The organism is Cetobacterium sp. (assembly GCF_051658645.1).
Classification (GTDB): Bacteria; Fusobacteriota; Fusobacteriia; order Fusobacteriales; family Fusobacteriaceae; genus Cetobacterium_A.
On the sequence record NZ_JBOFMZ010000067.1, the window covers coordinates 1 to 9,734 of the forward strand.

General features: G+C 30.1%; 9 protein-coding genes and 1 pseudogene. 2 read left to right on the forward strand and 8 right to left on the reverse strand.

Going from position 1 to position 9,734, the window contains the following annotated elements; translation table 11 throughout:
- The 8 genes from ACRCZX_RS08500 to ACRCZX_RS08535 form a co-directional block, all read right to left on the reverse strand.
- A partial coding sequence (locus ACRCZX_RS08500) for a helix-turn-helix domain-containing protein (RefSeq protein ID WP_438582501.1) occupies window positions 1–289 on the reverse strand: 289 nt, incomplete at its 3' end.
- A gap of 224 nt (window positions 290–513) precedes the next feature.
- A complete protein-coding gene (locus tag ACRCZX_RS08505) occupies window positions 514–2,163 on the reverse strand; it encodes an AAA family ATPase (RefSeq protein ID WP_438582502.1) in 1,650 nt (549 codons plus the stop codon).
- A gap of 68 nt (window positions 2,164–2,231) precedes the next feature.
- Window positions 2,232–2,498 carry a cell division topological specificity factor MinE gene (gene minE / locus ACRCZX_RS08510; protein ID WP_438582503.1) on the reverse strand — a complete coding sequence of 89 codons (267 nt, stop codon included), beginning with the start codon at window positions 2,496–2,498 and terminating at the stop codon, window positions 2,232–2,234.
- A gap of 13 nt (window positions 2,499–2,511) precedes the next feature.
- On the reverse strand, window positions 2,512–3,303 hold the full coding sequence (gene minD / locus ACRCZX_RS08515; RefSeq protein ID WP_438582504.1) for a septum site-determining protein MinD: 792 nt from the start codon (window positions 3,301–3,303) through the stop codon (window positions 2,512–2,514).
- Between the two features lie 18 nt (window positions 3,304–3,321).
- Window positions 3,322–4,017: a septum site-determining protein MinC gene (locus ACRCZX_RS08520; protein ID WP_438582505.1), complete on the reverse strand. Its 696-nt coding sequence runs from the start codon at window positions 4,015–4,017 to the stop codon at window positions 3,322–3,324.
- 138 nt (window positions 4,018–4,155) lie between these two features.
- The gene (locus ACRCZX_RS08525) at window positions 4,156–5,280 is read right to left on the reverse strand and encodes an ABC transporter ATP-binding protein (RefSeq protein WP_438582506.1); all 1,125 of its coding nucleotides are present in this window, start codon (window positions 5,278–5,280) and stop codon (window positions 4,156–4,158) included.
- A gap of 106 nt (window positions 5,281–5,386) precedes the next feature.
- On the reverse strand, window positions 5,387–6,394 hold the full coding sequence (locus ACRCZX_RS08530) for an aldose epimerase family protein (protein WP_438582507.1): 1,008 nt from the start codon (window positions 6,392–6,394) through the stop codon (window positions 5,387–5,389).
- Window positions 6,378–7,562 carry an ROK family transcriptional regulator gene (locus ACRCZX_RS08535; RefSeq protein WP_438582508.1) on the reverse strand — a complete coding sequence of 395 codons (1,185 nt, stop codon included), beginning with the start codon at window positions 7,560–7,562 and terminating at the stop codon, window positions 6,378–6,380. The genes ACRCZX_RS08530 and ACRCZX_RS08535 overlap by 17 nt, the downstream gene beginning before the upstream one ends.
- Before the next feature lie 189 nt (window positions 7,563–7,751).
- Here ACRCZX_RS08535 and ACRCZX_RS08540 point away from each other — a divergent pair, with 189 nt between their 5' ends.
- The gene (locus ACRCZX_RS08540) at window positions 7,752–8,939 is read left to right on the forward strand and encodes a galactokinase (RefSeq protein WP_438582509.1); all 1,188 of its coding nucleotides are present in this window, start codon (window positions 7,752–7,754) and stop codon (window positions 8,937–8,939) included.
- Window positions 8,939–9,734: pseudogene (locus ACRCZX_RS08545) on the forward strand (UDP-glucose--hexose-1-phosphate uridylyltransferase); the annotation flags it as partial. The gene ACRCZX_RS08540 and the pseudogene ACRCZX_RS08545, both read left to right, overlap by 1 nt.

Here is a 9,734-nt window from a genome sequence, read left to right on the forward strand (position 1 = left end):
TATATCTAGGAAAAGCTGTTCTTTTCTGAAAAAAGTTAGTAAAAGCAACTTTTACATTCATTTGAACGTTTGCTAGTGCTAAGCTATCAACTTCTTTTAAGAATTGGAATTCTGGCTTTAGAGTTGCTGGAGTAATAATCTTATTTTTACCTTCAACTTCAAAAATCTCTTTTGCCTTAGCTAAAATTTTATTATATACAAACCTAGTACAACCAAATGTTTTTTCGACAAGAATTCTCGTTTCTTCATCTGGATAAATTCTATATTTGTAAGCTAAATTATACTTCAAAGTGCACCTCCTTTTTTATTGATTATCCCAATATTATAAAGGATTTTACACTAAAAATCAATAAAAAAAAAGAAAAAAGCATGCGATTCGTCCCCTCCCTAATAGAGAGAGGGGGACTTCTCACACAAAACACGTTAAAATTTCTAATTTCTAATTTTTGTTTAAAACAACTTAGGTAACAAAGTAAAAGCCATCTAGATTAAAATCTAGATGGCTTTTATAATTCACCTTATATACAACTTCATAACTTTACTAGAAAACACCATTCCAATTTTAATTATCTTCTCAATTCCACGTTGTTTTAATCCCTGCTCATAACATTTTTCATTTATCTGATCTAACGCATGAGTTCCAGCAAAATCTAAATCACTTTTTGAATTTGAATTTGCTACTTTAAATTCAAATATATAACCAATTCCATTTTTATTTTTTGGCTCTAAAGCTAAATCATATCGACCTAAACCTTCTTCTCGATTACTATGAATATAAAAACTACTATCTAAGCCTATCATCATTCCTAATATTAAGTTATGATAAAACTTTTCTTCTTTTGAACCATCAAAATAACTCATACTCGCCTCAAACATAGAATTTATTTTTTCTTCAACAGAATTATTTCCACAAATTTTTCCATCCTTAAGTGCAGTTTTTAATTGTGAAAAACTATCTCTACTATTATTAGTCAATAACTCTATAAAAGTTTTTCTAAAATATTTTTTTACTTCTAAGTTTGGTATTCTTAAATAATATTGATCCTCGTCTTCACCAGTATTTTCTATCGTTAAATAACCCGCTGAAAACATCAAATATAATATTGTGCTGTCGCTGTATCGCTCACCAAAAATCATATTATCATCTAAAATAGCTTTAGCTTTACCACCACGTAACAGTTCATAAAATATATCTTTTATACTAGTATCTGAATCTTTTAATAGTTGCATAATCAGAGTATTCGCACTGCTATTTACCCAATAACTTTCTAACTTTCCAGAATCACAATGATTTAAGATACTCCAGGGGTTATACATCTTTTCGTTTCCAAAAGTATAACCGTTATACCAATTTTTCGCAGACTCTATAGTTGTTTCGAGCTTGTAATATTTCAAAACACTTTCAACCTCAGTTTCAGTCATTCCAAAATAATTGTAATCAGAGCTCAAAAGTGTTGAAACTTTCAAATTATTTAAACTTGAAAATATAGACTCTTTCGCTACTCTTAAAATACCTGTAACAACCGCAAAAGAAATAGGAGCATCTTTTAAGGCACTACCGTAAAAATTTCCTATTAATTCTTTTGCTTTGTCATAATAACCTTTTTCATGAGAGGCTATCATAGGTGAATCATATTCATCTATAAGTAAAACTGGTTTTATATTGTAATGCTTATACAAAATATCCGAAAGAAATCTCAACGCCGATGAAAAATCTGTATCAGGAACTTCAAGCCAAATTTTATCAAAATAAGCTAATTCTCTTTTATTCATTTTATCTCTAAAAAATTCATATTTATTGTAGAGATTTCCTAGTTCTGAGCTAAACTTTTGTAAAAATTGAGAAAAATTATCTCCAGATATTCCTTTCATAGTCAAAAATATAACTGGATACTTTCCTTGCTCATTTATATGCTCTGTTTTTTCTATATTTAACCCACTAAACAAGCTTCTATTTTTAGCTGCATTTTCTATATCTAAAAAGTATTTTAGTGTACTCATATTCAAAGTTTTACCAAAACGTCTTGGTCTACAGATTAATGTTACTTCTGTTCGTTTTTCTAAAATTTCCTCTATAAATTCTGTTTTATCTATATAATAGTAGTTTTCTTCTCGTAATGATTTAAAATCACTTTTTCCGATTGGTAATTTTTTTCTTTTCATACTTTCCACCTCACTCTATTTTTTATATAAAAAGCTGTAGAATTTAAACTCTACAGCTTTTTTAGATTTTATCGCTTACGCTCTTTTTTTTTTAATATTGGTATATTTGCTATCAATGCTGTTTCTCTTCCAGTGTCAGTTTCTTGAGAGACTTCGATATTTAAAGAATCTATGTCTATATCCACATATTTAGATATAACTAAAATTATTTCATTTTTCATAGCTTCAAAAACTTTTGGAGAAAGCATAGATCTATCGTGTATCAAAACTAACTTCAAACGATCTTTAGCAACTGAACTAGATTTTTCTTTATTTAAAAAATTAAAAAACCCCATTTACTTCCTCCTCTTATTTTCTAAATATCTCTTTTATCTTATCAAAAAATCCAACTTTAGGATCTAAATCTAAAAACTCTACATCTCTTCCTAGAGTTCTAGCTGCTATATTGTTATAAGCTTTTGCTGCTAAAGAATCACCTTTATAAACAAGTGGTTCTCCTTTATTTGTAGATATAACAATATTCTCATCATCAGGAACAATTCCAATTGGTTTTATACCTAATATATCTATAACATCATCCACGCTTAGCATGTTTCCATCTTTTACCATCTGAACTCTTAAACGGTTTATAATCAATTTTGGGTTTCTAATTTCATTTGCTTCTAATAATCCAATAATACGATCTGCATCTCTTACAGCTGAAATTTCTGGAGTTGTAACTACATATGCTTCATCTGCTCCTGCTATTGCGTTTCTAAACCCTTGTTCTATACCAGCTGGACAATCTACTAAAATATAGTCGTACTCTGGTCTCAATGTATTTATTAGCTCTATCATCTGCTCTGGAGATACAGCATTTTTATCTCTCGATTGTGCTGCTGGTAAAAGATGTAAGTTATCATTTCTTTTGTCTTTTATAATAGCTTGTTTTGGTTTACAAGCTCCTTCTATAACATCAATCAAATCATAAACTATTCTATTTTCTAATCCCATTACAACATCTAAATTTCTTAATCCGATATCAGTATCAATTAGTAATGTTCTTTGATTTTGCATAGCTAGTGCTGCACCTAAGTTAGCACTACTTGTTGTTTTCCCTACTCCACCTTTACCCGAAGTAATTACTATAACTTTTCCCATTTTTCCTCCTACTTTCCCTTATATTTGAACCATATGCTCTAATGTCGATTTGTTAAATTTTTCTATAAATATGTTTCCATCCTTTAAATATGCTATTTCAAAATCTAAAGTTTTTTTTACTTTGTTTACATCCAATACATTTGTACTTGGATTTTTTGCTATAATTTGCCCTATTTTAATCTGAATAGGATTAAGTGAAAAAGCTCCTACAAAAGCGTCTGATCCATCATTTTCTCCAGCATAAACTGTACCATTTAAATATCCTAATACAACTACATTTCCTTTTGATTTTATAACTGCTCCTGGATTAACATCTCCTAATACAACTACATTTCCATCGAATTCTAAATTGTGACCTGAACGTAGAGTTCCTTTGTGAAATTTTGTAACTCCTTCATCAGTTAAATCTTTTATATTATTAAAAGGAAGCTGAAACTCTGGCACAGGTAATTGTGAAAAAATAGATTTTTCAGAAAAAACAAAAGCTACTTTTATTTTTGTTTCTTTGTTTAAAACATCAATTAAAATATTTTCTTCTAGCTCAGTTAGTTTTCTGTTTGTAAATTCAATCGCTATTTTAGTATCGCCTATAAATGCCTCTGCCTGCTTAATCTTTTCAGAAAATTTATCTTTTAAAGAACTAAAGTCGACATTACTATCTAATTGTACAACTAATCTGTCTTTTTTTCCTTTTAAAATTACACAGTCGTTCATAATTTACGCTCCTGATTTTATTTTTTATATATCTTAAAATTATATCATTTTTATGTTCAAACTTCAATCGTTTTATAGATTAATAGAGTTTTTATTCGAAAAAAAATCCAGCCTCTATTGAAGGCTGGTTCAACTATCTTAAAGCATACAATTTTTTTCTGTCTCGATATCAAATATGTGACATTTATCCATTTCAAAATAAAATTCTTCCTTTTGGTTAAAGTTTGCTCGAGTTGATTTTTCAGCGGCAATTCTTGCTGTATATTGAGTTTCTCCAATAAAGAAATAGATAAACTCTTCGTTACCCATTTGCTCTACTATATTTACTCTACCAGTTACAGAAACGTCACCATCTCTCGCTGTATTTTTATTACCTACATTTTCAGGTCTAATTCCAAACCAAATCTCTTTTCCCGCTAGATGTTTTACTTTTTCAACTTTAGATTTTGGTAAAGCTAATTTATCTCCAGTTTGAAGTTGAACAAATAACTCTGATTCAATTTCCACTAATGTAGCTTTAGATATATTCATAGCTGGTGATCCGATAAATCCAGCAACAAACTTATTAGCTGGCTTGTTGTATAGGTTTAAAGGAGTATCAACTTGCATTATTTTTCCATAGTTTAAAACACAGATTCTATCTCCCATAGTCATAGCTTCTACTTGATCATGAGTTACATATATCATAGTTGCATTTTGACCTTCAGCTTTTAATTGCTTGTGAAGTTGAGTTATTCTAACTCTCATAGATACTCTCAGCTTTGCATCTAAATTTGATAATGGTTCATCAAATAAGAACACTTCTGGTTTTCTAACAATAGCTCTTCCTACAGCAACCCTTTGTCTTTGTCCTCCAGACATCTCTTTTGGCTTTCTGCTTAACAAATCTGTTATTTCTAACTTTTCAGCTGCTGATTTTACTCTTTTATCAATTTCATCTTTAGGAACTTTAGCCATTTTTAATCCAAATGCCATATTATCATAAACTGTCATATGTGGGTAAAGTGCATAGTTTTGGAAAACCATTGCAATTCCTCTATCTTTAGGAGGCAAGTCATTAACAAGCTTGTTTCCTATAAAAATTTCTCCACCTGTGATTTCTTCTAAACCTGCAACCATTCTTAATGTTGTTGATTTTGCACAACCTGAAGGTCCTACAAAAACCATAAACTCTCCATCTTCAATTTTCAAATCAATTCCGTGCACTGCTTTAAATCCATTCGGATACTGTTTCTCAACTTTTTTAAGTACTACTTCTGCCATATTAATTTCGCCTCCTATTAATTACTAAATCTGAGGTTATTATATACCAATTTGATTCAAAAAACAACCTTTTTAATTATAATTAAACACTTTTTTTACAATAAATTTACATTAGCTCGAAAAGTATCTTTGTTTTAGTACTATAAAGGTTTAGACTATCATAAATTTTTACAGCATCACTTTTAAAATTAAATACGTCTGGATAATCTTGCATCTCAAAACATATTCCCGAGTGCTTTTTTTCTAAAAAATTACCTGTATATATAACCGCAGCAGGTTCAGTGCTAGAAATTTTCATAACTCTTCCTGAAGTTATATCTTTAAAAACAATATCAAACTCTTCTGATTTTGACATTCTAAAAGGATGATCAACTCCCCCTCCAGCAAGTTTCAACTGTTCAGCATCAGAATTTAAAATTTCACTTAAGTTTTGGAAAACACCAAATTTTAAAAAGTTGCACTCTCTCTCCAACTTGACAGGAATAGAGTTTTTATCTATCGCTCCATAACCCGATGAATTTACTTTTAAACAGCTTGATTTTATGCTTTTAGATGCGTCACCACTTAAATTAAAATAGCTGTGATTTGTTAAATTTATATATGTTGCTTTATCACTTTTACCAAAATACTCTATCGTTAAAGTATTCGCCTCTAAAGTATAAAGAACAGTGAAATCTACAGTTCCAGGAAATCCGTTTTCTAAATGAGGACTTTTATAACTTAAAGTTAAAACCGCTCTTGAGCCTATTACTTCTACGCTACTTTCCCAAACCTTTTTATTTAAACTATTTATTCCACCATGAAGGTTATTATTACCGTTATTCTTTTCTAAAATATAGACATCAGAGTTCACTTTTAATATCCCATCTTTAATTCTTCCAGCAACTCTTCCTGTTATACAGCCATAATAAAATTGATCAGCGGTATAATCCTCTAAAGTGTCATAACCTAAAACTATGTTTTGAAAGTTTCCATTTTTATCTTTTGTTTTAAGCGACTTTATTATTCCACCATAATTTATAATCTCTAACTCTATACTGTCATTTTTAAAAGTATAAAGCTGTACTGATTCTCCTGCTTTAGTTTTCCCAAACTCTCTAGAATCTATTTTCACAATTCACCTCTCCCGATATTTTTTGAAACAAATTATATCTTACAACCGCTATTGGATTATAACTATGCATACTGTTTAACATATTCGAAACAATCAATTCGTATTTTTGCTCTTCTAAAGTTACTTTTTGAAGCTCTAATTTTAAAGTACTAAGCAATAGAGGCTCACCGAACAACTCTCCTATCAATATTATTCTTTCTGGATTTATGAGTGATATAATCATATCAATACTATGAGCAATTATAACCATAGCCTCTGTACTCACCTTTGTACTCAAAAAATCACGCTCTTTTACCGCCCGTAAAACATGAGCTATATTTATACTACCTTTTGAATTTAAACGTTCTTTTAATACGCTATAGTTGTTTAGCTTTATTGTAGATACGAGTCTATTTATAATTGCTGTATTTGAAGCTTCTGCTTCTAAGCATCCTCTTTTACCACAAGAACATCTTCTTAAACTACTTCTATCCATAACAACGTGTCCTATCTCACCAGATATAAATCCATGTCCAGAAAGTAAGGTGTTATTTATAAAAATAGAGCTACCAATTCCCTCTGAAACATTAAGCACAACATAGTTATCACTGTTTTGTGCAGCACCAAAATACTTTTCTGTTAGTGCCATAGCTCTTACGTCATTTTCTACTAAAACCTGAATTTTAAATTTACGCTCTATACTTTCTCTTATATCTATTTTTTTTCTGTTGTAGTGAGGTGAAAATACTATAACTCCTTTTTCTGAATTTATAAGTCCAGTTATAGCCATAGATATAACCTGAATTGCTTTTTCTAATTTTAACTCTTTTTCTATTATCTCTTCTAGATAACAACTTAGCTCTTCATCACCTTTTATTTGATAAATTTTTGTTTTAAATATTTCACCTGTTATATCTCCTACAGATACTACAATTGAAGATGGAGTAATTGATATTCCTAAAATTTTTCCTACCCAATGTTTGTTTAATGTTAAATCTATAGCTCTTCTTCCACCTGTAGACTCTCTCGGTGACGCTTCTAATACAACTCCACAATTTAAAAGTGGATCTATTGATTTTGTTATAGCAGCTGGTGTTAACTTTAACGACTCTGCTATTTTTTTTCTAGATATTTTATCTTTATTTTTTATTATCTCTAATATTCTTAACTGCGATGCTGTAAATTCCATATTCCCCCCAAAAACTCGTTACTTTAATAATACATCTTTAATATATCTGAAGTCAATGTATTTTAGAGTACTTTTTTTACTTTTTTAATTAACTTTGTTCTAAATTCATATTTTAGCTTTAAAATATATACATTTTACAGTATACTCAAATTAATTCTAATAAAAAGCGATTAAAGGAGAATTTGAATTATGGAACTTATAAATAACTTAGTAAAAAACTTTAAAAAAGAATTTAATAAGGATATAGACGCTAAAACCGAGGTATATTTTGCTCCTGGAAGAGTAAATTTAATCGGTGAACATATAGATTACAACGGAGGAAAAGTTTTTCCTACAGCATTAGATTTTGGAACTTATGCTGTTTTAAAGAAAAGAGACGATAAAGTTTTTAGAATGTATTCTGAAAATTTTAAAGATTTAGGAATAATAGAGTTTAATTTAGACTTATTAAAAAACACAGAAAAAGATGATTGGGCAAACTATCCAAAAGGAATTATAAAAACTTTCTTAGATGCAGGATACCGAATAGACTCTGGATTTGATGTTTTATTCTTTGGAAACATACCAAACGGAGCTGGATTGTCATCTTCTGCTTCTATAGAAGTATTGACAACTGTAATTTTGAAAAACCTATTCAATTTAAATATTAGTATGATCGATATGGTAAAACTAAGTCAAAAAACAGAAAATGAGTTTATTGGAGTAAACTGTGGAATTATGGATCAATTTGCAATTGGTATGGGTAAAAAAGATCATGCTATACTTTTAGATTGTGAAACTTTAGAGTACGCTTATGCTCCGTTCGTTTTAAAAGATGCATCTATTGTTATAGCTAACACTAATAAAAGAAGAGGTTTAGGAGAATCTAAATACAACGAAAGAAGAGCATCTTGTGAAGCTGCTTTAGAAGATTTAAAAGCTGCTGGATTAAAAATAAACTCACTTTGTGATATGGATTCTGAAACTTTCGAAAGTATGAAGCACAGCATAAAGTCAGAAGAAGCTATTCCTAGAGTTAGACATGCTGTATCTGAAAATCTACGTGTTTTAGAAGCTATGAAATCTTTAAAAAGTGGAGATATCGAAGCTTTTGGAAAACTTATGAACGCTTCACACTTATCTTTAAAAAACGACTACGAAGTAACTGGATTCGAGCTAGATAGCTTAGTAGAAGCTGCATGGACAGAACCTGGAACAATTGGTAGTAGAATGACTGGAGCTGGATTTGGTGGATGTACTGTTAGTTTAGTTCAAAATGATAAGCTAGATAGTTTTATAACGAATGTAGGTAAAAAGTATTTTGACACAACTGGATTAAAGGCAACATTTTACATTGGTAACCCTGGAGATGGCGCGAAAAAGTTAGGTGACTATTAATGATAAACTCAATTATAATTGAACTTTTAAACTATGGTTTAGAAAAATCCCTAATCGACAACGATGAGTTAATCTATTCTAGAAATTTAATTTTAAATTTATTAAAATTAGACTCTTGGAAAAATGAAAAACCTAAAAGCGGTAGAAATCTCTCAGTTATACTCTTAGATTTTTGTAACTGGGCTGTTTCAAACAATCTTATCGGTGATTCTAAAGCTGAAAAAGATCTTTTAGAAACTGCACTTATGAATTGTATAACTCCTAGACCTAAAACGGTTATAGACCGTTTTAAAGCTGATTTTGATAAATCACCAGAGCTTGCAACTTTAAACTACTATAACTTTTCAAAGGCTACAGATTATATAAAATCTCTCAGTATAGGTAAAAATCTTCATTGGTTTTCTAAAACCGAGTATGGAAATTTAGAAATCACTATTAACTTAGCAAAACCAGAAAAAGATCCAAAAGATATCGCTCGAGAAAAATTGATGCCAAAATCTAGCTATCCAAGTTGCTTGTTATGCTTAGATAATGTTGGATACGCTGGACGATTAAATCACCCTGGAAGAAGCACTCATAGAGTTATTCCAATAAAATTACAAGGTGAAAACTGGCATCTACAATTTTCACCATACGTATACTACAACGAGCACTCTATAGTTTTCTGCGAAGAACATAAGCCTATGAAGATGGGTATGCCTACTTTCAGTAAACTTTTAGAGTTTGTAGAGCTTTTCCCACACTACTGTATCGGTTCTAACGCTGATTTACCTATAGTTGGTGGCTCTATTCTGT

What these genes read in the sequence shown, in the direction of transcription:
- ACRCZX_RS08535 (WP_438582508.1), bottom strand. Translation starts at nt 7,562, where the DNA reads ATGGAATTTACAGCATCGCAGTTAAGAATATTAGAGATAATAAAAAAT.
- ACRCZX_RS08525 (WP_438582506.1), bottom strand. Translation starts at nt 5,280, where the DNA reads ATGGCAGAAGTAGTACTTAAAAAAGTTGAGAAACAGTATCCGAATGGA.
- minD (WP_438582504.1), bottom strand. Translation starts at nt 3,303, where the DNA reads ATGGGAAAAGTTATAGTAATTACTTCGGGTAAAGGTGGAGTAGGGAAA.
- minE (WP_438582503.1), bottom strand. Translation starts at nt 2,498, where the DNA reads ATGGGGTTTTTTAATTTTTTAAATAAAGAAAAATCTAGTTCAGTTGCT.
- ACRCZX_RS08505 (WP_438582502.1), bottom strand. Translation starts at nt 2,163, where the DNA reads ATGAAAAGAAAAAAATTACCAATCGGAAAAAGTGATTTTAAATCATTA.
- ACRCZX_RS08520 (WP_438582505.1), bottom strand. Translation starts at nt 4,017, where the DNA reads ATGAACGACTGTGTAATTTTAAAAGGAAAAAAAGACAGATTAGTTGTA.
- ACRCZX_RS08540 (WP_438582509.1), top strand. Translation starts at nt 7,752, where the DNA reads ATGGAACTTATAAATAACTTAGTAAAAAACTTTAAAAAAGAATTTAAT.